General features: G+C 57.6%; 15 protein-coding genes. 10 read left to right on the top strand and 5 right to left on the bottom strand.

Annotated elements, in window-relative coordinates; all coding sequences use genetic code 11:
* Positions 1-41 precede the first annotated feature (41 nt).
* Positions 42-1,187: a glycerate kinase gene (locus FFB58_RS17495; RefSeq protein WP_138370546.1), complete on the top strand. Its 1,146-nt coding sequence runs from the start codon at positions 42-44 to the stop codon at positions 1,185-1,187.
* Between the two features lie 50 nt (positions 1,188-1,237).
* Here the strand turns inward: FFB58_RS17495 and barA are convergent, their stop codons facing one another.
* A complete protein-coding gene (gene barA, locus FFB58_RS17500) occupies positions 1,238-3,994 on the bottom strand; it encodes a two-component sensor histidine kinase BarA (protein ID WP_138370547.1) in 2,757 nt (918 codons plus the stop codon).
* 57 nt (positions 3,995-4,051) lie between these two features.
* Here barA and rlmD point away from each other — a divergent pair, with 57 nt between their 5' ends.
* From rlmD to eno, 5 genes are all read left to right on the top strand, one after another.
* Positions 4,052-5,350 carry a 23S rRNA (uracil(1939)-C(5))-methyltransferase RlmD gene (rlmD, locus tag FFB58_RS17505; protein ID WP_138370548.1) on the top strand — a complete coding sequence of 433 codons (1,299 nt, stop codon included), beginning with the start codon at positions 4,052-4,054 and terminating at the stop codon, positions 5,348-5,350.
* Between the two features lie 52 nt (positions 5,351-5,402).
* Positions 5,403-7,640 carry a GTP diphosphokinase gene (relA, locus tag FFB58_RS17510; RefSeq protein WP_039029934.1) on the top strand — a complete coding sequence of 746 codons (2,238 nt, stop codon included), beginning with the start codon at positions 5,403-5,405 and terminating at the stop codon, positions 7,638-7,640.
* Between the two features lie 103 nt (positions 7,641-7,743).
* Positions 7,744-8,535 carry a nucleoside triphosphate pyrophosphohydrolase gene (gene mazG, locus FFB58_RS17515; RefSeq protein WP_138370549.1) on the top strand — a complete coding sequence of 264 codons (792 nt, stop codon included), beginning with the start codon at positions 7,744-7,746 and terminating at the stop codon, positions 8,533-8,535.
* Between the two features lie 224 nt (positions 8,536-8,759).
* Entirely contained in the window at positions 8,760-10,397 is a 1,638-nt protein-coding gene (gene pyrG / locus FFB58_RS17520) for a glutamine hydrolyzing CTP synthase (RefSeq protein ID WP_039029936.1), read from the top strand.
* Positions 10,398-10,479: 82 nt separating this feature from the next.
* Positions 10,480-11,775 carry a phosphopyruvate hydratase gene (gene eno, locus FFB58_RS17525; RefSeq protein WP_039029937.1) on the top strand — a complete coding sequence of 432 codons (1,296 nt, stop codon included), beginning with the start codon at positions 10,480-10,482 and terminating at the stop codon, positions 11,773-11,775.
* A 57-nt stretch (positions 11,776-11,832) separates the two neighbouring features.
* Here eno and FFB58_RS17530 read toward each other — a convergent pair whose 3' ends face one another.
* Complete coding sequence (locus FFB58_RS17530) at positions 11,833-13,047, bottom strand: glycosyltransferase (RefSeq protein WP_138370550.1); 1,215 nt, start codon at positions 13,045-13,047, stop codon at positions 11,833-11,835.
* A gap of 254 nt (positions 13,048-13,301) precedes the next feature.
* Here FFB58_RS17530 and queE point away from each other — a divergent pair, with 254 nt between their 5' ends.
* Positions 13,302-13,973 (top strand): 7-carboxy-7-deazaguanine synthase QueE, encoded by a 672-nt coding sequence (gene queE, locus FFB58_RS17535; RefSeq protein ID WP_138370551.1) that lies wholly within the window; start codon positions 13,302-13,304, stop codon positions 13,971-13,973.
* A gap of 20 nt (positions 13,974-13,993) precedes the next feature.
* On the opposite strand, the gene FFB58_RS17540 is transcribed toward queE, so the two are convergent.
* Both FFB58_RS17540 and FFB58_RS17545 read right to left on the bottom strand, forming a co-directional pair.
* Positions 13,994-15,388 carry an MFS transporter gene (locus FFB58_RS17540; protein WP_138370552.1) on the bottom strand — a complete coding sequence of 465 codons (1,395 nt, stop codon included), beginning with the start codon at positions 15,386-15,388 and terminating at the stop codon, positions 13,994-13,996.
* A gap of 26 nt (positions 15,389-15,414) precedes the next feature.
* Positions 15,415-16,584 (bottom strand): M20 aminoacylase family protein, encoded by a 1,170-nt coding sequence (locus FFB58_RS17545; protein WP_138370553.1) that lies wholly within the window; start codon positions 16,582-16,584, stop codon positions 15,415-15,417.
* Positions 16,585-16,755: 171 nt separating this feature from the next.
* On the opposite strand from FFB58_RS17545, the gene FFB58_RS17550 reads away from it, so the two are divergent.
* Positions 16,756-19,095 (top strand): helix-turn-helix domain-containing protein, encoded by a 2,340-nt coding sequence (locus FFB58_RS17550; protein ID WP_138370554.1) that lies wholly within the window; start codon positions 16,756-16,758, stop codon positions 19,093-19,095.
* Here FFB58_RS17550 and queD read toward each other — a convergent pair.
* Positions 19,080-19,442, bottom strand: coding sequence for a 6-carboxytetrahydropterin synthase QueD (gene queD, locus FFB58_RS17555; protein WP_039029943.1), 363 nt, complete (start codon positions 19,440-19,442; stop codon positions 19,080-19,082). The genes FFB58_RS17550 and queD overlap by 16 nt on opposite strands.
* A gap of 307 nt (positions 19,443-19,749) precedes the next feature.
* Here queD and cysJ point away from each other — a divergent pair, with 307 nt between their 5' ends.
* Both cysJ and cysI read left to right on the top strand, forming a co-directional pair.
* On the top strand, positions 19,750-21,555 hold the full coding sequence (gene cysJ, locus FFB58_RS17560) for an NADPH-dependent assimilatory sulfite reductase flavoprotein subunit (RefSeq protein ID WP_138370555.1): 1,806 nt from the start codon (positions 19,750-19,752) through the stop codon (positions 21,553-21,555).
* Positions 21,555-23,267 carry an assimilatory sulfite reductase (NADPH) hemoprotein subunit gene (gene cysI, locus FFB58_RS17565; RefSeq protein WP_138370556.1) on the top strand — a complete coding sequence of 571 codons (1,713 nt, stop codon included), beginning with the start codon at positions 21,555-21,557 and terminating at the stop codon, positions 23,265-23,267. The genes cysJ and cysI overlap by 1 nt, the downstream gene beginning before the upstream one ends.
* Positions 23,268-23,308: the final 41 nt, after the last annotated feature.

Genomic DNA, 23,308 nt, shown 5'->3' on the forward strand with positions numbered 1-23,308 from the left:
GGGTGTATGCTTATGGTAGTCAACATGCGTAAGGACGGCTTATGAAAATAGTTATCGCACCGGACTCTTACAAAGAGAGCCTCAGTGCCCTGGCAGTGGCAACGGCGATAGAGCAAGGATTTTGCGAGATTTTCCCGACGGCGGAGTATGTGAAACTGCCGGTTGCCGATGGTGGCGAGGGCACCGTGGAAGCGATGGTTGCCGCCACTCAGGGTGACATTATTCAGGTGCGGGTAACGGGGCCGCTCGGCGAGCATGTTGACGGTTTTTATGGCCGCTCCGGCGATGGCAAAAGTGCGTTTATCGAGATGGCGGCGGCCAGCGGTCTGGAGCTGGTCCCCCCGGCCCAGCGTAATCCGCTGAAAACCACCTCCTGGGGAACCGGGGAGCTGATTCGTCATGCGCTGGATGCGGGCGTAAAACATATCATCATCGGCATTGGCGGCAGCGCTACCAACGATGGCGGCGCAGGGATGGTGCAGGCGCTTGGCGCGAAGCTGCTGGATGAACAGGGCCACGCCCTCGGCGCGGGCGGCGGCGAGCTGGAGAAGCTGGCACGTATCGACATCAGCGGCCTGGATAAACGGCTGGCGGAGTGCCGCATTGAGGTGGCCTGCGACGTCACCAATCCGCTGACCGGCGACAACGGCGCCACCGCGGTGTTTGGTCCGCAGAAGGGGGCAACCCCGGAGATGATCGTTCGTCTCGATCGTGCGCTGACGCAGTATGCCCGTATCATCGCCCGCGATCTGGACGTTGACGTGCTCAACCTGGCCGGCGGCGGTGCCGCAGGCGGTATGGGTGCTGCGTTATATGCCTTTTGCGGCGCGCAGCTGCGCCAGGGCATTGAAATTGTGACCGATGCGCTCAACCTCGACAGCCTGGTGGCCGATGCCGATCTGGTGATCACCGGCGAAGGGCGGATCGACAGCCAGACCATCCATGGCAAAGTGCCGGTGGGCGTGGCGAAGATCGCCAAACGCCACAATAAACCGGTGATTGGTCTCGCGGGCAGCCTGACGGCGGACGTCGGCGTGGTGCATGAACACGGCATCGACGCGGTGTTCAGCGTGATTTACACCGTCTGCACGCTGGAGGAGGCGCTGGAAAACGCCGAGGAGAATGTGCGGATGGCGGCGAGGAATATTGCAGCGGTGTTGAAGGTGGGGATGGGGGCTGGTCTCTAGGGTTTATTCCCTCTCCCCTGTGGGGAGAGGGTCAGGGTGAGGGGGAATGGCTACCCCAGCACCTTCATCGCTTCCCGCGTGACGTTATCCATCTCATCCAGCAGCTCCAGGAACTCCGGTTCCAGCTCGCTCTCCGGCGTGCCGGAACGTAACTGCTGTTCCAGCAGCTGACACAGATTCTTCAGGCGCGGCACCCCGCTATACCCACAGCTGCCGTGCAGCTTATGGATCGCTCCAAGCAGGTCTTCCGGATCTTCACCTACCAGCTGCTCTTCCACCTTATTGCGGATCTCCGGCAGGAAGGCCACCAGCATCTGCAGCATCTCCCGCGCCAGATCGTTTTTACCCGCCGCCTGACGCAGCGCCAGCTGCCAGTCGAGGGTTGCACTGCTGTTAACCACGATCGCCGGGGGCTCCGGCGGGGCTATCCGGTTGCCCGTGGCGGGGCCGGGTTTGTAGCGCAACAGCAGGCTGCGCAGCTTCTCTTCTTCGATCGGCTTCGCCAGATAGTCGTTCATCCCGGCGCTCAGCAGCTTCTCTTTTTGACCCGCCATCGCATGCGCCGTTACGGCGATAACCGGCGTTTGCAGGTGATGAGGAAGCTGGCGAATCAGTTCACAGGCGCGGATGCCGTCCATGCCGGGCATCTGAATATCCATCATGATCAGGTCAAACGGCATCTCCTTCGCCCGCTCCACGGACTGCAGGCCGCTCTCGCACAGTTCGACATGCTGTACCTGATCCTCCAGCAGCGCGCCAATCAGCTTCAGGTTGGCGGGGTTATCATCCACCGCCATCACGGTCATCGGCAGTTTACTCTCATCGCTGATCGCAGGCGCGGCGTGATGGTTCAGGCGGCAGTACTCGGTCAGGGTCGGCAGCAGGCGGGTGGCGGTCAGCGGTTTCAGCAGACAGGCGGCCGCTCCGTCATGCTTAAGCTCCTCGGCGTTAATCTGCGCATGGCACGGCAGGGCCAGCAGCAGGTAATCGGTCATCGAGGCCGCTTTCGCCAGCCGCTCCTGCTGCATGCTCAGCTCGCCGGTAAAGGTCACCGGGATCCCCATCAGCAGAATGTCGTAATGGTCAACCGGCAGCGCGGAGAACCCCGGACTGTAAACCACCTCCAGCGGAGTGGTGCTCAGCACATCGAGGGTGCTTTGCGCGGCGGCGGTATTGGGCTCCACGTACGCCAGCCGTTTACCCTGCAGGCAATCCATGGCCAGGCGATCGGTCAGGACATTCGGGTTCAGGTCAAGATTGATATGGAACCAGAAGGTCGAGCCCCGGTTAGGCTGGCTGTGGAAGGAGATATCTCCCCCCATCTCGTTAACCAGCTTCTGGGTGATCACCAGCCCCAGCCCGGTGCCGCCGTGGCGACGGGAGATGCTGGCATCGGCCTGACGGAAGGCCTGGAACAGCCGGGACTGATCCCGCTCAGGAATACCGATCCCGGTGTCGCGGATCTGCACCTCAATCTGCACCTTGGTATTACTGATGGCGCGCTTTTCAACCAGCACGTCGATGTTACCGCTCTCGGTGAATTTAATGGCGTTACCCACCAGGTTGGTGATCACCTGCTGCAGGCGCAGCGGATCGCCAATCACGTTGTCCGGCACGTCGTTTTTAATGTTCAGCGTCAGCTCCAGCCCTTTATCGTGAGAGGAGTGCGCCAGCAGGGTGACCACTTCATCCAGGGTGTTGCGCAGCGGGAACGGAATGCTCTCGAGGATCAGTTTGCCCGCCTCGAGCTTGGAGAAGTCCAGCACGTCGTTGATGATCGCCAGCAGGTTATTAGCCGAACGCTCGATGGTATGCAGGTGGTCGCGCTGGGTCGGGTTGAGCTCGGTTTTCAGGGTCAGGCGGGTAAAGCCGATCACCCCGTTAAGCGGGGTGCGCAGCTCGTGGGACATGTTCGCCAGGAACTCTGACTTGATGCGGGCCGCCTCCTGGGCGCGTTTTTTCGCCAGATCCAGCTCGACGTTCTGGATCTCCATCTGCTCCAGGGTTTCCCGCAGGTCGGAGGTGGCCTGATCGACGTTATGCTGCATCTCCTCGTGGTACGCCGCCAGCGACATGGCCATCGAGTTGATGCCGTTTTTCAGCATATCCAGCTCGCCGAGCATAAAGCCTTCGACGCGGCTGTCGAGCTGGCCCCGGCGGATGCGGTCGACGGTATTCACCATGTTGCGGATAGGGCTCGTTACATCGCGCATCAGACGCCAGCCGAAGATCAGCGCGATGCCGATACAAAACAGCATCATCACCGTGGAGATAAAGATCTCCCGGTACTGCTGCAGCCGCACGGACTTGAGATCCAGCTCCAGGGCCACATATCCCAGCAGGTTGTTATTGGGCTTGGCGTCCGACGCGGGTGATTCATCCGGTGAATAGCTTTCCGAGATAATCGGCGTGCGCAGGATCATTTTTTCGCCCTGGCGGATCACGCTCAGCCGCTTGGGAAACGCGGAACCGTCCGGCAGCTTCAGGGTATCCGGGTCAAGCTGGATGTTGGAGGTGACGAACAGGTGATTATTTTGGTCATACACCGAGATAGCCCGCACAATCTCTGAATGACGGCGATGCAGAATGCTGATGAGCTGGCCGATGGGCTCGCGATTTTGCAGGTTCATGCCGTATTCGCTGGAGACCGCCAGCGGCTCAATAATGCTGGCCCCGGCGTCCTCGAGCTGGCGCTGTAGGTCGTTATAACGGTGCACCACGAAGAAGGTACTCAGCAGTAAACCAATGAGTACGGTAGGGGCGAGGATCAAAATCATCATGCGCGCACGCAGGCTGTAGTTGGTCATGGAGTTCCGTTATGGGACAATTAGAGTCAATATGTTCATTTGAGAAAATTCCCGGCGATGGCGCAATTCTACTCTGCAAAGCGACGCGTGACGACGCGTCAGATCATAACTGTTGAAGTGACAGACCTCGATCCGTTCGGACAGGGGGTGGCGCGCCATGAGGGTAAGACCGTGTTTATCCCCGGACTGCTGCCCCAGGAGCGTGCGGAAATCACCCTGACGGAAGAGAAACGTCAGTACGCACGCGGGCAGGTAAAGCGTCGTCTTAATGATAGCCCGGAACGCGAAACGCCACGCTGTCCGCACTTCGGCGTGTGCGGCGGCTGCCAACAGCAGCACGCCAGCGTTGCGCTCCAGGAGCGCAGCAAAAGCAATGCCCTGGCGCGCTTGCTAAAGCACGACGTCGATGAAGTCATCGCCGATAAGCCCTGGGGCTACCGCCGCCGGGCGCGTCTGAGCCTGAACTGGCAGCCGAAAACCGCGCGTCTGGAGATGGGCTTTCGCAAGGCCAACTCCAGCGACATCGTGGACGTAAAACAGTGCCCCATTCTGGTGCCCCGTCTTGAGGCATTGCTGCCAGAAGTGCGCAAATGCCTCTCTGAACTGCAGGGTGCTCGCTATCTCGGGCACGTTGAGCTGGTGCTGGCCAACAGCGGTCCGCTGATGGTGCTGCGCCATACGGCGCCGCTGTCGGCCCAGGATCGTGAAAAACTGGAACGCTTTTCGCATTCCCTTGACCTTGCGCTTTATCTCGCTCCGCAAAGCGAGATACTTGAGCAACTGAGCGGTGAAACGCCCTGGTATGATTCAGACGGGCTACGCTTAACGTTCAGTCCGCGCGATTTTATTCAGGTCAATGACGGTGTAAATCAGCAGATGGTGGCGACCGCGCTGGCGTGGCTGGATATTCAGCCAGAAGACCGGGTGCTCGACCTGTTCTGCGGGATGGGCAACTTTACCCTGCCGCTGGCAAAACGGGCGCACAGCGTCGTTGGCGTAGAGGGCGTGGCGGCGCTGGTGGAAAAGGGGCGCGACAACGCTGTTCACAATGCGCTGCAAAACGTGACATTTTTTCATGAGAATCTGGAAGAGGATGTCACCAGGCAGCCCTGGGCGGCGCACGGTTTCGATAAAATCCTGCTGGACCCGGCACGCGCGGGCGCGCCAGGCGTGATGCAGCATATTATTAAACTCGCCCCTAAACGCGTGGTCTATGTTTCCTGTAATCCGGCGACGCTTGCCCGGGATAGCGAGGCGTTACTCGCGGCGGGTTACCAGATTCAGCGTCTGGCAATGCTTGATATGTTCCCGCACACTGGACATCTGGAATCAATGGCGTTGTTTGAACACAACTGATGAGTTTCGGCTTGTCGAATTCGACAGGCAAGGGTCCCTAAAGGAGAGGACAATGGTTGCGGTAAGAAGTGCACATCTCAATAAAGCTGGTGAGTTTGACCCACAAAAATGGATCGCAAGTCTGGGGATTGCCAGCCAGCAGTCGTGTGAACGCTTAACCGAAACATGGGCCTATTGTCTGCGCACCACTCAGGGGCACCCCGACGCCGAGCTGATGCTGTGGCGCGGCATTGAAATGGTCGAAATCCTCTCGATGCTGAGCATGGATATCGAAACGCTGCAGGCTGCGCTGCTGTTCCCGCTGGCGGACGCGGAGGTGGTCACAGAAGATGTCCTTCGCGAAAGCGTTGGCAAATCCGTTGTCGCCCTGATCCACGGCGTGCGCGACATGGCGGCCATCCGCCAGCTTAAAGCCACCCATACCGATTCGGTCTCCTCTGAACAGGTCGATAACGTCCGCCGTATGCTGCTGGCGATGGTGGATGACTTCCGCTGCGTGGTGATCAAGCTTGCGGAACGCGTCGCCCATCTGCGGGAAGTGAAAGACGCGCCGGAAGATGAACGCGTGCTGGCGGCGAAAGAGTGCACCAATATCTATGCCCCGCTGGCGAACCGTCTGGGGATCGGGCAGCTGAAATGGGAGCTGGAAGATTACTGCTTCCGCTACCTGCACCCGGCGGAATACAAGCGCATTGCTAAGCTGCTGCACGAGCGCCGTATCGACCGTGAACACTACATCGACGAGTTTGTCGGCGGCTTGCGTAAGTCGATGAAAGAAGAGGGCGTGAAGGCCGAAGTGTATGGCCGTCCGAAGCATATCTACAGCATCTGGCGCAAAATGCAGAAGAAGCATCTCGCCTTTGACGAGCTGTTTGACGTGCGCGCCGTGCGTATCGTGGCCGAGCGGTTACAGGACTGCTACGCCGCGCTGGGTATTGTTCACACCCATTACCGCCACATGCCGGATGAGTTTGACGACTACGTCGCTAACCCGAAACCGAACGGCTACCAGTCGATCCATACCGTGGTGCTGGGGCCGGGCGGCAAACCGGTCGAGATCCAGATCCGTACCAAACAGATGCACGAAGAGTCCGAGCTGGGCGTCGCCGCGCACTGGAAGTACAAAGAGGGCACCTCAGGGGGGGCGCGCTCCGGGCACGAAGATCGCATCGCCTGGCTGCGTAAGCTGATTGCGTGGCAGGAGGAGATGGCCGACTCCGGCGAAATGCTCGACGAAGTGCGCAGCCAGGTCTTTGATGACCGGGTCTACGTCTTTACGCCAAAAGGCGACGTGGTTGACCTGCCTGCGGGCTCAACGCCGCTCGACTTTGCCTACCACATCCACAGTGACGTGGGGCATCGCTGCATCGGCGCCAAAATCGGCGGGCGTATCGTGCCGTTCACCTATCAGCTGCAGATGGGCGATCAGGTGGACATCATCACCCAGAAACAGCCGAACCCGAGCCGAGACTGGCTGAACCCGAACCTCGGCTATATCACTACCAGCCGCGGGCGCTCAAAAATTCACGCCTGGTTCCGCAAGCAGGATCGTGACAAGAACATCCTTGCCGGGCGCCAGATCCTCGATGACGAGCTGGAACATTTAGGCATCCACCTGAAAGAGGCGGAAAAATTCCTGCTGCCGCGCTACAACTTTAACGAGCTGGATGAGCTGTTGGCCGCCATCGGCGGCGGGGATATTCGTCTTAACCAGATGGTGAATTTCCTGCAGGCGCAGTTCAACAAACCGAGCGCGGAAGAGCAGGATGCCGCGGCGCTGAAGCAGTTGCAGCAGAAGAGCTACAACCCGCAGCACCGTAGCAAAGAGAAAGACAACGGCAGGGTGGTGGTGGAAGGCGTCGGTAACCTGATGCACCACATCGCCCGCTGCTGCCAGCCGATCCCCGGGGATGAGATCGTCGGCTTTATTACCCAGGGGCGCGGGATCTCCATACACCGTGCGGACTGCGATCAGCTGGACGACTTACAGTCCCACGCCCCGGAACGCATCGTGGATGCGGTGTGGGGCGAGAGTTATTCTGCCGGTTATTCGCTGGTGGTGCGGGTTTCGGCCAACGACCGCAGCGGCCTGCTGCGCGACATCACCACCATTCTGGCGAACGAAAAGGTGAACGTGCTGGGGGTTGCCAGCCGCAGCGACACCCGTCAGCAGCTCGCCACCATCGATATGACCATCGAAATCTATAACCTGCAGGTGCTGGGCCGGGTGCTCGGCAAGCTGAACCAGGTGCCGGATGTGATTGACGCCCGTCGTCTGCACGGCGGTTAATCTATCTCCCCGGCGGCGCGTTGCTTGCCGGGGCTACGCTTTTACGTAGGCCGGGAAAGGCGTCAGCCGCTATCCGGCAACCTCGATTCAAACAGGATAAGACATGACCCAAATCGACCGCCTGCTCGGCATTATGCAACGCCTGCGCGACCCGGAAAACGGCTGCCCGTGGGACAAAGAGCAGACTTTCGCCACCATCGCCCCCTACACCCTGGAAGAGACCTATGAGGTGCTGGACGCCATCTCCCGGGAAGATTTTGACGATCTGCGCGGCGAACTGGGGGACCTGCTGTTCCAGGTGGTGTTCTACGCGCAAATGGCCCAGGAAGAGGGGCGCTTTGATTTCAACGATATCTGCGCCGCCATCAGCGACAAGCTGGAGCGCCGTCACCCGCACATCTTTGGCGATGCCACCGCTGAGAACAGCCACGAAGTGCTGGCCCGCTGGGAGCAGATCAAAAGCGCGGAGCGGGCGGAAAAGTCGCAGCATTCCGCGCTGGATGACATCCCGCTGAGCCTGCCGGCGCTGATGCGCGCGCACAAGATCCAGAAACGCTGCTCGACGGTGGGGTTTGACTGGACGACTCTCGGCCCGGTGCTCGACAAAGTGCATGAAGAGATCGACGAGGTGATGCACGAAGCGCAACAGGCGGTTGTGGATCAGGAGAAGCTGGAAGAGGAGATGGGCGATCTGCTGTTTGCCACCGTCAATCTTTCGCGTCATTTAGGGGTAAAAGCCGAAGTGGCGTTGCAAAAAGCGAACCTCAAATTCGAGCGTCGCTTCCGGGAAGTGGAGCGCATTATCGCTGCCCGCGGCCTGGAAATGACCGGCGTGGACCTCGAGGCGATGGAAGAAGTGTGGCAGGAAGTAAAACGCCAGGAATCTGATCTCTAACGGGTTTTTGCGATCAAGCGCAATTTGTGTGATTTTTTAAATGACAAGCGCTTGATTTGCGTCAAAAACATTTACCCAAAAGGGGCTATTTTCTCACTCCCAATGTGAGTCAAAGCCTGAGACAGGAGACGGAGAATGAAAGTTTGTGGCGCTCGCCGTGTTCGGGTATACTACTTTCCCGTCCTGGTTATTCCATCGTTTCACCCTAACTTCTCAGGTTCAGCATGACAACGAACTATATTTTTGTGACCGGCGGGGTTGTATCCTCTCTGGGTAAAGGCATTGCCGCAGCCTCCCTCGCAGCCATTCTTGAAGCCCGTGGCCTCAATGTGACCATGATGAAGCTGGATCCGTACATCAACGTCGATCCAGGTACCATGAGCCCAATCCAACACGGGGAAGTGTTCGTTACTGAAGACGGCGCTGAAACCGACCTGGACCTGGGTCACTATGAGCGCTTCATTCGCACCAAAATGACCCGTCGTAACAACTTTACGACTGGCCGCATCTACTCTGACGTTCTGCGTAAAGAGCGTCGCGGTGACTACCTGGGCGCAACCGTTCAGGTTATCCCGCACATCACCAACGCCATTAAAGAGCGCATCATTGCCGGTGGCGAAGGCCACGACGTAGTGCTGGTTGAAATCGGTGGTACCGTAGGTGATATCGAATCCCTGCCGTTCCTTGAAGCGATTCGCCAGCTGGCGGTGGATATCGGTCGTGAACACGCGCTGTTCATGCACCTGACCCTGGTGCCTTACATGGCTGCCGCAGGTGAAGTGAAAACCAAACCGACCCAGCACTCCGTTAAAGAGCTGCTCTCTATCGGTATTCAGCCTGATATCCTGGTTTGCCGCTCCGATCGTGCGGTTCCGGCCAACGAACGTGCAAAAATTGCATTGTTCTGTAACGTGCCAGAAAAAGCCGTTATTTCAATGAAAGATGTCGATTCCATTTATAAAATCCCGGGCCTGTTGAAATCACAGGGTCTGGACGATTATATTTGTAAACGATTCAGCTTGAACTGTCCGGAAGCTAACCTGTCTGAATGGGAACAGGTTATTTACGAAGAAGCGAACCCGGCAGGCGAAGTGACTATCGGTATGGTCGGCAAGTACATTGAACTGCCGGACGCCTATAAGTCAGTTATCGAAGCGCTGAAACACGGTGGCCTGAAGAACCGCGTTACCGTCAACATCAAGCTGATCGATTCGCAGGATGTTGAAACCCGCGGTGTAGAAATTCTGAAAGATCTGGATGCTATTCTCATCCCTGGCGGCTTCGGCTACCGTGGTGTTGAGGGCAAGATCGCTACCGCACGCTATGCGCGTGAAAACAATATTCCTTACCTCGGCATTTGCCTGGGTATGCAGGTTGCGCTGATTGAATTTGCACGCAACGTGGTGGGGATGGAAAACGCGAACTCTACGGAATTTGTGCCAGACTGTAAGTACCCTGTTGTGGCGCTGATTACCGAATGGCGCGACGAAGAAGGTAACGTCGAAGTCCGTACCGAGAAAAGCGATCTGGGTGGCACGATGCGTCTGGGTTCTCAGGCTTGCCAGCTCTCTGACGACAGCCTGGTACGCCAGATGTACGGTGCGCCGGTCATCACTGAGCGCCATCGTCACCGTTACGAAGTGAACAACCTGCTGTTGAAACAAATTGAAGCCGCGGGTCTGCGTATTGCGGGCCGCTCCGGGGACGATCAGTTGGTCGAGATCATCGAAGTGCCGAACCACCCATGGTTCGTTGCCTGTCAGTTCCACCCGGAATTTACTTCTACGCCGCGTGATGGACATCCGCTGTTTGCTGGCTTTGTGAAAGCCGCCAATGAGTTCCAGAAGCGTCAGGCGAAGTAAGAAAAGTTAGAACGGCAACGCGTACCAAAGGTACGCGTTGTTTGTCTGGAGTTTTAGTTTAACTTGTACTGAGGAAAATCTAATGTCCAAAATCGTTAAAGTCATCGGTCGTGAAATCATCGACTCCCGTGGTAACCCGACTGTTGAAGCCGAAGTACACCTGGAAGGTGGTTTCGTAGGTATGGCTGCTGCGCCGTCAGGTGCTTCTACTGGTTCCCGCGAAGCGCTGGAACTGCGCGATGGCGACAAATCCCGCTTCCTGGGCAAAGGCGTAACCAAAGCGGTTGGCGCAGTAAACGGTCCTATTGCTCAGGCAATCCTTGGCAAAGATGCCAAAGATCAGGCTGGCATTGACAAGATCATGATCGATCTGGACGGTACTGAAAACAAATCTAACTTCGGTGCTAACGCAATCCTGGCTGTTTCCCTGGCGAACGCCAAAGCAGCAGCTGCTTCTAAAGGTCAGCCACTGTTCGAACACATTGCTGAACTGAACGGCACTCCAGGCAAATACTCTATGCCAGTTCCGATGATGAACATCATCAACGGCGGTGAGCACGCAGACAACAACGTTGATATTCAGGAATTTATGATTCAGCCAGTTGGCGCGAAATCCCTGAAAGAAGCAGTACGTATGGGTTCTGAAGTGTTCCACAACCTGGCTAAAGTTCTGAAAGCTAAAGGCATGAACACTGCAGTAGGTGACGAAGGTGGTTATGCACCTAACCTGGGCTCCAACGCCGAAGCACTGGCTGTAATCGCTGAAGCGGTTAAAGCAGCTGGCTACGAGCTGGGCACCGACATCACCCTGGCGATGGACTGTGCAGCATCTGAATTCTACAAAGACGGTAAATACGTTCTGGCTGGCGAAGGCAACAAAGCATTCACCTCCGAAGAGTTCACTCACTTCCTGGAAGACCTGACCAAACAGTACCCAATCGTCTCTATCGAAGACGGTCTGGACGAGTCTGACTGGACTGGTTTCGCATACCAGACCAAAGTACTGGGCGACAAAATCCAGCTGGTTGGTGACGATCTGTTCGTAACCAACACCAAGATCCTGAAAGAAGGTATCGAGAAAGGCATCGTTAACTCCATCCTGATCAAATTCAACCAGATCGGTTCTCTGACCGAAACTCTGGCTGCGATCAAAATGGCGAAAGACGCTGGCTACACTGCCGTTATCTCTCACCGTTCAGGCGAAACTGAAGACGCTACCATCGCTGACCTGGCTGTTGGTACCGCTGCAGGCCAGATCAAAACCGGTTCTATGAGCCGTTCTGACCGTGTTGCTAAATACAACCAGCTGATTCGTATCGAAGAAGCGCTGGGCGAAAAAGCACCATACAACGGTCGTAAAGAGATCAAAGGTCAGTAATTCATACTGAACCTTAATCTTTAGAAAAAACCCGCTTCGGCGGGTTTTTTTATGTCATCACGCCGTCGGGACGCTATGACGTGTGCGTACCGCCTGTTCAATAATTTCGGCAGCCCGTGCTGCCCCTCCGGCATTTATCAGCTGAGTCTGGAGGGCGGTGATGCGCTGCGTGTACTGCTTGTTTTCCAGCAGCTCGAGAAGATGCTGGCTGAGCGTATGGCTCGGCGAAAAACGGCAGGCCTTAAGGCCAATGCCGCTGAAAACCACGCGGGCGGCGACGCCCGGCTGATCAAACGCCAGCGGCACGGCGAGGATCGGCGTGGCGGTGGCGATGGCATCCATCACCGTATTCAGCCCTGCATGGGTAATGACGGCGCTGGCATCGCGTAATACCGCCAGCTGATCGGTAAATCCTACGGTTTGCGCCCCCGCACGCGCCAGCCGGGCGGTTTGACTGGCATTTAGCCCGTCACAGTGGGCAATAAGCAAGGGTACGCCAGCCTCCCGGCAGGCGCGGGTAATCTTGCGGAACAGTCCATAGCGGTAGCCCTGCAGCGTGCCTAATGATGCAAAAACAAACCGCTTTTTATTGCCGGAAGAGACCCCTGGCGGATCGTGGCGTAGCGGACCTACCGCATGGAAGCAGGCGGGCAAGGTGCGTGGAAAATCAAAGCCTGGGATGGTCTGGCTGATTTGCGCCAATGGCGACAGGCATTGATCCAGCCTGTTACGCGCGGGCAGACCAAACGCCCGGGCATGACGGGCAATGACCCGCCCCTGTCCCGACATTAGCCAGTCATAAACATCCGCGCTGGAGGCGTATAATTTCCGGCTGCGATCGCTGGTGCCATAGCGAAAAGGCATCACCGGCAAGGGGATGGTGTTATCCCGGTTTACCGGCAGGGCGCAGCAGATGGAGATAAAGGGCAGGTTGAGCGCTTGTGCGACCAGCCCTCCTGCCGGCTCCATCTGATCGACAATCACGGCGTCAATATTGTGCTGTCTGAAGGCGATTGGCAGTTCACGGCACAGCATATCGGTAACGCTTGCCATACCTGATATCAGGCGAAAAAATCCCGGCTCATGCATCCCAGACGGCGTGGGGTGACCCACCGGGATGAAGTGCGCCTGCGGTTCCCTGAGCAGCGAGCGAGCCTCTTCCTGCTGAAAAAAAGTGACCCGATGGCCGCGCACGATAAGGTGTTTCGCCAGTGCTTCCATAGCCTGCATATGGCTGTATAACGGTAGCGTTATTACCGCAAAATGGCTCATTCTGCTTGTCCAGTATTCTGATGGCGACTCAGTCAAGGGGGTTAACGTCGACGCGAGCCGGGTGGGGGATATCTTAAAAGCGTAGCGTAAGTTTTTATGTTTTTAACATTGCCTTCTGACAACGGCTTTCCACCATAAGGCCGTTAGCCTGGCTATCCTTAAACTGACAGGAATTAAATCGTGGCCGGGGTTGTTTTGCCTGATTATGTGCGATCTGCAATAATGCCCCCCCGTAAATCTGACCAGAGATAACTATGCAGTACCCGATTAACGAGATGTTCCAGACCCTGCAAGGCGAGGGTTACTTCACCGGCGTTCCCGCTATCTTCATTCGTCTGCAGGGATGCCCGGTTGGCTGTGCCTGGTGTGATACCAAACATACCTGGGAAACGCTCAGCGATCGGGAAGTTTCACTGTTCAGCATTCTGGCGAAAACTAAAGAGAGCGACAAATGGGGCTCGGCAAACCCGGACGATCTGCTGGCGATCATTGGTCGTCAGGGCTGGACGGCGCGCCATGTGGTGATCACCGGCGGTGAACCCTGCATTCACGACCTGATGCCGCTGACCATGCTGCTGGAAAGCAACGGCTTTAGCTGCCAGATTGAAACCAGCGGCACCCACGAAGTACGCTGCTCCCACACCACCTGGGTGACGGTATCGCCAAAAGTGAATATGCGCGGCGGGTATGACGTGCTGTCCCAGGCGCTGGAACGCGCGGACGAGATTAAACACCCGGTCGGCCGCGTACGCGATATCGAAGCGCTGGATGAACTGCTGGAAACCTTAACGGACGATAAGCAGCGGGTGATTGCCCTGCAGCCGATCTCTCAGAAAGAAGATGCCACGCGCCTGTGTATCGAGACCTGTATCGCGCGGAACTGGCGTCTGTCGATGCAGACGCACAAATATCTGAATATCGCCTGACAGCCCTGCGGCCCCTGTGATTAAGGGGCCCGCAGTCTGGGTAACAACGCCCAGGTCACTACCGCCGAGCCGAGACAAATCGCACTGTTAAACAGCAGCGCGTATTGGGCGGCGCTGGCCATGCCCAGCGGCAGCAGCAGGGCATACAGCGAAGCCGTCACGGCGATTCCCATTGCTCCACCCAGCGAACTCCCCATCTTGTAGATCCCGGACGCCACGCCGACTTTACTCTCCGGCGCGTTCATCACCGCCGTGTCAGTCGATGGCGTGGCGTAACAACCCAACCCCAGGCCAAACAGGACGTTGCTCAAAAAGACGGTGACGATATAGATCTCTTTGCTTAAGAAGGTGCAGGAGATAAAGGTAATCCCGATCGCGGTCAGCACGGGCCCGGTCATCATCGGCAGGCGGGCACCATAGCGTTGCAGCAGTTTCTCCCCCACGCGGATCATGGCGAGCACGGTCACCAGATACCCCAGGGTCATCATCCCGGTTTGCAAAGGCGTCAGATGATGGCCCTGCTGCAGCCAGATGCTGGTGATCATCATGGTGCCAATACAGCCGTTGAGCATGAAGTTGGAGAGCACCGCCGCGCTGTAGGCCCGGTTTTTAAACAGCGCAAAATCAATCAGCGCCGCATCGCCTTTACGCAGGCCGGTTATGATAAAGCCCAGCGCCGCCAGGATCGCCGCCCCCAGCACCGCCAGCGACAGGCCGCTACTCCAGCCCCAGCTGTGCCCTTTGCTGATAAACAGGTTGAGCAGCACCAGCATAAAGACAAAACTCACCAGCCCGCCAATATCCAGCTTATGCTGACCAGCGCTGGCGCTCCGGCTTTCGGGCGTACCGCGGATGAGTAGCAGAGCCGCCAGAGCCATCACGATGGAGAAAATAAATATCCAGCGCCAGCCCAGGCTGGTGGCGATCGCGCCGCCCACAAACGAGCTCAGGCCGCTACCACCCCAGGAGCCAATTACCCAGAAACTGATCGCCCGCTGGCGCGCTTTGCCTTCGTACCAGGTTTTAATCAGCGCCAGGGTGGCGGGCATAATGCAGGCCGCCGACAGCCCCTGGATCGCCCGTCCCAGAAGAAAGAGCACCGGCTCCCGGGCCAGAAACAGCAGGCCGCTGCCGACAATACTCAGCACCAGGCCGATGACCGTCAGGCGCACGCGACCAAACTTATCGGCAAAGCCGCCGCTGGCAACGACAAAGCAGCCGCTGAATAACGCGCTGAGGCTGACCGCCAGCGTGAGCGTCTCCAGGGAAATGTCGAGGCTATTTTTCATGGCCGGCACCACGTTGATCACCGACTGGGCAAATAACCAGAATGTCAGAACGCTCAGAACAATACCCGCCAGCAGTCGATCGTTACCTGCAAAAGCCGGGGTGCCTGTCAGGGGAACGGTACTCATTGTGCAGCCCTCCTGGGGATACGCGATTAACGCAGATAGTGTTCGGTCAGGGCGCTCCAGAGCGCGGCACCGGTGAGCAGGATCTTGTCGTTAAAGTCATAGCCCGGGTTATGCACCATGCAGCGATCCGCTTCGTCGCCGGCACCAATGGTGAAGTAACAGCCGTCGGGGTTCTTCTCAAGCATGAAGGCGAAATCTTCGCTGCCCATAAATGCACCCACGGTCGCGACCGCATCCTGTCCGAACAGATCCTGGGCGACGGTACGCACCATCTCATTGGCGGCGGGGTTATTGGTGAGTACCGGGCTGCCGTTGATATGCCGGATTGTGGCCGTGGCGTTGAAGCTTTCTGCCTGCGCAACCGCGATGTCGTGGATACGCTGCAGAACGGTCTGGCGCACCTTCTCGTTCAGCGTGCGCACGGTCAGCTTCATCAGCACTTTTTCGTTGATGATATTGGGCGCATGTCCGGCCTGAATACTGCCGACGGTGACCACCGCAGGCTCAAACGGGGTGATATTGCGCGACACAATCGACTGCAGGGCGAGGGTGATGTGGCAGGCCACCAGCGTGGCATCGACGGTATGTTCCGGCAGGGCACCGTGCCCGCCGACGCCGTTAACTTCAATGTGCAGGGTGTCAGAGGAGGCCATCATGGCGCCGTCGCGCAGGCCAATTTTGCCGAGCTTTTGCCCGGGCATATTATGCAGACCGAAAATATGGTCGCAGGGGAAGGTATCAAACAGGCCATCTTCGACCATTACCCGCCCGCCGTACAGCAGCTCTTCAGCCGGCTGGAAAATCAGGTGCAGCGTACCGTTAAAATTGCGGGTGCGCGCCAGGTATTCGGCGGCATAGAGCAGGGTGGTGGTATGGCCGTCATGGCCGCAGCCGTGGAATTTGCCCGCAACGGTGCTGCTCCAGGCTTTGCCGCTGTCCTCCTGCATCGGTAACGCATCCATATCGGCGCGCAGACCCAGGCGTTTGCTGCCGTTGCCCACTTTCAGGGTGCCTACCACTCCGGTTTTCGCCATTCCGCGATGCACGTCGTAACCCCACTGCTGGAGCAACTCTGCGACGCGCTGGCTGGTTTGTTGCTCCTCGAAACCGATCTCAGGGTGCTGATGAAAATGGCGGCGCAGCTCAATAAACTGCGCCTCGTTGCGCTGCAGTGCTTCAACAATCGGATGTGTCATTTTTGTTATCCTTTTTTTATCAAACAATGCTAATTTCGAGTTTATGCCGATCGCAGCGACGGAAAATGCACTTTTTTGTTGTGAAGCGACGCTTTATTTCTGATTGTTTTTCATACAATTCTGTTATGACAAAAAACAGCGCGTCATTATTTGTCTTCCCGGGAGGGGCAAATGGAGCAACGGGGTAGCGAATTTTCGGTGAAGGTGCAGGACATTCGTCAGTTTCATCAGGAGGAGGACGATGCACTGACCCTGCTGTGGCTGCTGGAAGGCAGCGCGGAACTGAAAACCGACCAGCGGCAGGTGACTCTGGAGGCGGATAGCCTGACCATCGTCAACCGTAATCAACGCTGGCAGCTCACCAGCGAGAGCGGGAATACGACGATGTGCGTTGTGCTTTCCGGACGCTGGATCCAGCAGCTTTGCCGCGACTTTTTCGCCCACGATTACGCCATTCCGTCCGACGCCGGGGGCGGCTGGCCCCAGTGTGATGAGCTACGCCATCTCCTGCGCCAGCTGCTGGCAAGCACCCTCATCAACGAGCAGCATCGCTACCGGCTGGAAGCAATCCGCTGGCTGAGCGAGATCCTGCTGCTGCTGACCAGCCGGTTCCAGCAGCCCGCCCGCCTGATCCTGCGGGAAAACCATCCGGGCTTAAGCAAACGTATCGCCCGGGTGGTGGAACGCATCAACGCCAGCTACACCCGACGCATTACCCTGGCAGAAATCGCCGAAAGTGAATTTGTCTCGGAAGCCTGGCTCTCCCGTCTTTTTCGTAAAGAGATGGGCGTCAGTTTTATGCAGTACATTACGACCCTGCGGCTGGAAAAGGCCGCCGATGCGCTTCGCCTGACCAGTCGACCGCTGCACCAGATTGCGCTGGAGCAGGGATTCGCCAGTACGCGCATGATGAGCGATCTGTTCCGGCGTCATTACCAGATGGCCCCGGGAGAGTTTCGTAAACAACGACGTTCTCACCCCGGTACGCCCCGTTTACGCCAGAGCAACGGGGAGCAGCTCTACCCGGTGGCGGTGGACAGGCTTTTCAGCCTGCTGAATCAACCCGAAACGCGCGGCCGGGAGCCGTCGTCATTAACCCCGCATCCGGTGCAGGAGAGAGTACTCGATCTGCCCCTTCTCAAACCTTCCGCGCCGCTGCGCCATACCCGAATGGTGGTGACGGTGCGTGAGCTGGACGATCTGTTGCGTGAGGACGTGCGTCGGGAGCTGGAAAAGCTCGGGGAGGCGATGCCCGTTTACGGGATCGATATCGCGGAGCCCTTTCTCAGCAGCCGCCTGTTTGCCAGCGGCTGGGACGATCCGCAGATGGCGGGGTATGCCTGCTGGTACAACCTTCATCAGGTCTTCACCTGGCTTGGGCAAAAACAGTGGGCGGTGCTGCTGCATACCGGCCTGACCACCCGCACTGATTTGCTTGCACGCTTTTTACAGCAGTCAGTTAATCACTTTTCACCCGATATCACCGGCAGCTGGCAGTTTGTGATGCACTGGTCGACTCAGGCGAGCGAGGAGACGCGGTCACAGGTCTGGCAGGCCCAGCGGGCGACGCTTCGCGAGTATCTGCCGCAGGCGACGTTCGGCATCTGGCACCGCTTTTCCCCCGGCCATGGTGCGCAAAATGACGAGGCGCTGCTGAACTCCACTCTTCTTACGCAGGCCGATTTTTTGGCCTGTCCGGCCGATGCCAACGAGCTTCTCGATCTGGCGCAGCTGGATCCGGCCCATCTCTCCTCCTCAGAAAATTATCCGGTACAGAAGATCCGGCAGATCCTGACCTCGCTTCGCCAGCGCAAGATCTCGCTTCCGCTATGGCTGCTGTCGTGGAACACCCTCACCGGGAATACCCGGACGACCAACGGCGGGTTTTTCCGCGGGGCACTGCTGATGCAAAACCTGCTCGGGCTTTCGGAGCAGGTCTGGCTGGCGGGGTTCTGGCTTAATTCAGGCTTACAGGGCGAAGCGCGGGCCAACAACACCATCGATACGTCGAGCCTTGCCCTGCAGTACAACCACGGCCTGCCTCGCCCCATCTACTGGGTGCTCTGGCTGTGGCGACGCCTGCGCGGTGAAATGCTGGTAAACGAAAAGAACCTTCTGCTGTTGCGCCACCACAACGGATATCAGCTGTTACTGTGCAATACGGTGGTATTTAACCCGCTGCTCTCCAGCGAAGAGGCTTTTATTCAGCGTTTTCGCCAGCAGTACCATGTCCAGTTGAAGGGATTAAGCGGCAGATGGCGGATTAAGTGCCACCTGTTTGATCAGCACAACGGCGCGCTGTACCCCTTAATTGAAGGCGTGCGCAGTGAAAGGGGGCCGGACGAAGAGATGTGGCGCTGGGTTGAGCATAAAGCGCGTCCAATGCTGTCAATGCATGATGAACGGCTTCATGAAGGCTGGCAGATAGCGGAATCGCTGGAAAGCAACGCACTTATGCTCTTTGAGCTCGCGCCGTTGCTTCCTCATGAGGGGGATCACTCGCCGCGATAGATGCAGCCGGCGGTGCAGGTCTCTTTGATCATCACCGCGCTCAGCAGCGGCACCAGCGGTTTCATCTCATTCCAGATCCACTTCGCCAGCACTTCGCTGGTCGGATTTTCCAGCCCTGGAATATCATTCAGATAGTAGTGATCGAGGCGGTCATAGGTCGGTTTGAACGCCGCTTTCAGTTCGGAGAAATCCATAATCCAGCCGGTATGCGGATCGACTTCACCCGTGATCTCCAGACGCACCATAAAGGAGTGCCCATGCAGGCGACCACATTTATGCCCTTCCGGGACGTGAGGCAGATGGTGGGCGGCTTCGAACATAAAATCTTTAAACAGCGTGGTGGACATCGTGGACTCTCAAAAATGCGGAAAAAACCGGCGTAGAGTACCGGAAAGTACATTTTTTATCATTAACTAAAACGGTCATTATAGGGAGGGCACCGGGTAGCCAGTATAACCACTCTTTTTCTCTATATTTTTCAATCGGATAATTAATCAGTTTTATCGTTAAGAACAATAGCTAAAAGAGGTTAGTCCATTTGGTTATTTATTATTTCCATCCCTTCTTTAATTGTTATGATCCGCGCCGTTAACCTTACACTCTGTTCTGTCTTTCAGATAAAAATTCAGCTTTGCTACTGGAACATAACGACGCATGACAACACAGGCCCCACCTTCAAATTTGCTTCCCCTGAACCCGGAGCAACTGGCACGCCTGCAGGCGGCCACCACTGATTTCTCGCCCACCCAGCTTGCCTGGGTATCCGGTTATTTCTGGGGAATGCTCAATCAACAGCCGGGGGCTGTGGCGAGTGCACCGGCTGCGGCCGTTGAGATCCCGGCGATTACGCTTATCTCCGCCTCGCAAACCGGCAATGCCCGCCGCGTGGCTGAAGCCCTGCGCGACGATCTGCTCGCAGCCAAACTGAACGTGAACCTGGTGAACGCCGGGGATTATAAATTTAAGCAAATCGCGTCAGAAAAACTGGTTGTCGTTGTGACCTCTACCCAGGGCGAAGGTGAGCCGCCTGAAGAAGCGGTTGCGCTGCATAAGTTCCTGTTCTCGAAAAAGGCGCCAAAACTGGCGGGCACCGCGTTTGCGGTATTCGGCCTGGGCGACTCCTCCTACGAATTCTTCTGCCAGTCGGGCAAAGATTTTGACAACAAGCTGGCCGAACTGGGTGCTGAACGCCTGCTGGATCGCGTTGATACCGACGTTGAATACCAGACCGCGGCGGCCGAATGGCGCGCACGTATTGTCGATGTGCTGAAAGCCCGCGTCCCGACCGAGACGCCAGCCCAGGCGGCAGCCACTGCCACTGGCGTGGTCAACGACATTCACACCAGCCCGTACACCAAAGAAGCCCCGCTGACGGCGAGCCTGTCGGTGAACCAGAAAATCACCGGTCGTGATTCTGAAAAAGACGTGCGCCACATCGAAATCGATCTGGGCGACTCCGGCCTGCGCTACCAGCCGGGCGATGCCCTGGGTGTCTGGTACCAGAACGATCCGGCCCTGGTGAAAGAGCTGGTTGAGCTGCTGTGGCTGAAAGGCGACGAGCAGGTCACCCTGGACGGCAAAACGCTGCCGCTCTCTGAAGCGCTGCAGTGGCATTTCGAGCTGACCGTGAATACCGCGAACATCGTGGAGAATTACGCCACCCTGACCCGCAGCGAATCCCTGCTGCCGCTGGTGGGCGACAAAGCCAAACTGCAACACTACGCAGCCACGACGCCCATCGTCGATATGGTCCGTTTCTCGCCAGCCCAGCTGGATGCTGAGGCGTTAACCAGCCTGCTGCGTCCGCTGACGCCGCGTCTGTACTCTATCGCCTCCGCGCAGGCCGAGGTGGAAAGCGAAGTTCACGTCACCGTAGGCGTGGTGCGTTACGACATCGAAGGTCGTGCCCGTGCCGGTGGCGCATCGAGCTTCCTGGCGGATCGCGTGGAAGAAGAGGGCGAGGTGCGGGTCTTTATCGAGCACAACGACAACTTCCGTCTGCCTGCCAACCCGGAAACCCCGGTCATTATGATTGGTCCGGGCACCGGCATCGCGCCGTTCCGCGCCTTTATGCAGCAGCGTGCCGCTGACGAAGCGCCAGGCAAAAACTGGCTGTTCTTCGGTAACCCGCACTTCACCGAAGATTTCCTCTATCAGGTGGAGTGGCAGCGCTACGTTAAAGAGGGCGTGCTGAGCCGTATCGATCTGGCCTGGTCCCGCGATCAAAAAGAAAAAATCTACGTACAAGACAAACTGCGCGAACAGGGCGCAGAGCTGTGGCGCTGGATCAATGACGGTGCCCACATTTATGTCTGCGGCGACGCCAATCGCATGGCGAAAGACGTTGAGCAGGCTTTGCTGGAAGTGATTGCTGAATTCGGTGGCATGGATACTGAATCGGCGGATGAATATTTAAGTGAGCTGCGCGTCGAGCGCCGTTATCAGCGAGATGTCTACTAATGAGCGAAAAACATCCTGGCCCTCTGGTGGTCGAAGGCAAACTGTCTGATGCCGAGCGCATGAAGGTTGAGAGTAACTACCTGCGCGGCACCATTGCCGAAGATTTAAATGACGGTCTGACCGGCGGTTTTAAAGGCGACAACTTCCTGCTGATCCGTTTCCACGGTATGTACCAGCAGGACGATCGCGATATTCGCGCCGAGCGTGCTGAACAGAAGCTGGAGCCGCGTCATGCGATGCTGCTGCGCTGCCGTCTGCCGGGTGGGATCATCACCACCAAACAGTGGCAGGCGATCGACAAGTTCGCCCATGACAACACTATCTACGGCAGCATCCGTCTGACCAACCGTCAGACCTTCCAGTTCCACGGCATTCTGAAGAAGAACGTGAAGCCGGTACACCAGATGCTGCACTCCGTCGGGCTGGACGCGCTGGCAACCGCCAACGACATGAACCGTAACGTGCTCTGCACCTCTAACCCGTACGAGTCCGAGCTGCACGCTGAAGCGTACGAGTGGGCGAAGAAGATCTCCGAGCATCTGCTGCCGCGTACCCGCGCCTATGCTGAGATCTGGCTCGACCAGGAGAAGGTCGCGACCACGGACGAAGAGCCGATCCTCGGCCAGACCTACCTGCCGCGTAAGTTCAAAACGACGGTAGTCATCCCGCCGCAGAACGATATCGATCTGCACGCCAACGACATGAACTTTGTGGCGATTGCCGAGAACGGCAAGCTGGTGGGCTTTAACCTGCTGGTGGGCGGCGGTCTCTCTATTGAGCACGGTAACAAGAACACCTACGCCCGTACCGCGAGCGAGTTTGGCTATCTGCCGCTGGAGCACACCCTGGCGGTGGCGGAAGCGGTCGTCACCACCCAGCGCGACTGGGGTAACCGTACCGATCGTAAAAACGCCAAGACCAAATACACCCTCGAGCGCGTGGGCGTTGAGACCTTCAAAGCCGAAGTGGAGCGTCGCGCGGGCATTAAGTTTGAGCCGATCCGTCCGTACGAATTCACCGGTCGCGGGGATCGCATCGGCTGGGTTAAAGGTATCGACAATAAATGGCACCTGACGCTGTTTATTGAAAACGGCCGTATCCTGGATTATCCGGGCCGTCCGCTGAAAACCGGTCTGCTGGAGATCGCGAAGATCCACAAAGGCGAATTCCGTATCACTGCCAACCAGAACCTGATTATTGCCGGCGTGCCGGAAAGCCAGAAGGCGAAGATCGAGAAGCTGGCGCGGGATCATGCCCTGATGGACGCAGTGAAGCCGCAGCGTGAAAACTCCATGGCCTGCGTGTCGTTCCCGACCTGTCCGCTGGCGATGGCCGAAGCGGAACGTTTCCTGCCGTCATTTACTGACAAAGTGGAAGCGATTCTGGAAAAACACGGCATTCCGGATGAGCATATCGTGATGCGCGTCACCGGCTGCCCGAACGGCTGTGGCCGCGCGATGCTGGCCGAGCTGGGCCTGGTGGGTAAAGCGCCGGGTCGTTACAACCTGCACCTGGGGGGTAACCGCAGCGGAACGCGTATTCCACGTATGTATCGCGAGAACATCACGGAACCTGAAATTCTCAACTCGATTGATGAGTTAGTCGGGCGCTGGGCGAAAGAGCGCGAAGCGGGTGAAGGCTTCGGCGACTTTACGGTGCGTGCGGGCATCATTCGCCCGGTGCTCGATCCCGCCCGGGATTTCTGGGAGTAATACCGCACGGGTTTTGTAGGCCGGGCAAACGCAGTGCCGCC

The organism is Enterobacter sp. MF024 (assembly GCF_005843915.1).
In the GTDB taxonomy this organism is placed as follows: Bacteria; Pseudomonadota; Gammaproteobacteria; order Enterobacterales; family Enterobacteriaceae; genus Enterobacter; species Enterobacter barmai.

What these genes read in the sequence shown, in the direction of transcription:
- FFB58_RS17495 (WP_138370546.1), top strand. Translation starts at nt 42, where the DNA reads ATGAAAATAGTTATCGCACCGGACTCTTACAAAGAGAGCCTCAGTGCC.
- queD (WP_039029943.1), bottom strand. Translation starts at nt 19,442, where the DNA reads ATGTCCACCACGCTGTTTAAAGATTTTATGTTCGAAGCCGCCCACCAT.
- queE (WP_138370551.1), top strand. Translation starts at nt 13,302, where the DNA reads ATGCAGTACCCGATTAACGAGATGTTCCAGACCCTGCAAGGCGAGGGT.
- FFB58_RS17540 (WP_138370552.1), bottom strand. Translation starts at nt 15,388, where the DNA reads ATGAGTACCGTTCCCCTGACAGGCACCCCGGCTTTTGCAGGTAACGAT.
- eno (WP_039029937.1), top strand. Translation starts at nt 10,480, where the DNA reads ATGTCCAAAATCGTTAAAGTCATCGGTCGTGAAATCATCGACTCCCGT.
- FFB58_RS17550 (WP_138370554.1), top strand. Translation starts at nt 16,756, where the DNA reads ATGGAGCAACGGGGTAGCGAATTTTCGGTGAAGGTGCAGGACATTCGT.
- cysJ (WP_138370555.1), top strand. Translation starts at nt 19,750, where the DNA reads ATGACAACACAGGCCCCACCTTCAAATTTGCTTCCCCTGAACCCGGAG.
- cysI (WP_138370556.1), top strand. Translation starts at nt 21,555, where the DNA reads ATGAGCGAAAAACATCCTGGCCCTCTGGTGGTCGAAGGCAAACTGTCT.
- relA (WP_039029934.1), top strand. Translation starts at nt 5,403, where the DNA reads ATGGTTGCGGTAAGAAGTGCACATCTCAATAAAGCTGGTGAGTTTGAC.
- FFB58_RS17545 (WP_138370553.1), bottom strand. Translation starts at nt 16,584, where the DNA reads ATGACACATCCGATTGTTGAAGCACTGCAGCGCAACGAGGCGCAGTTT.
- mazG (WP_138370549.1), top strand. Translation starts at nt 7,744, where the DNA reads ATGACCCAAATCGACCGCCTGCTCGGCATTATGCAACGCCTGCGCGAC.
- rlmD (WP_138370548.1), top strand. Translation starts at nt 4,052, where the DNA reads ATGGCGCAATTCTACTCTGCAAAGCGACGCGTGACGACGCGTCAGATC.
- barA (WP_138370547.1), bottom strand. Translation starts at nt 3,994, where the DNA reads ATGACCAACTACAGCCTGCGTGCGCGCATGATGATTTTGATCCTCGCC.
- pyrG (WP_039029936.1), top strand. Translation starts at nt 8,760, where the DNA reads ATGACAACGAACTATATTTTTGTGACCGGCGGGGTTGTATCCTCTCTG.
- FFB58_RS17530 (WP_138370550.1), bottom strand. Translation starts at nt 13,047, where the DNA reads ATGAGCCATTTTGCGGTAATAACGCTACCGTTATACAGCCATATGCAG.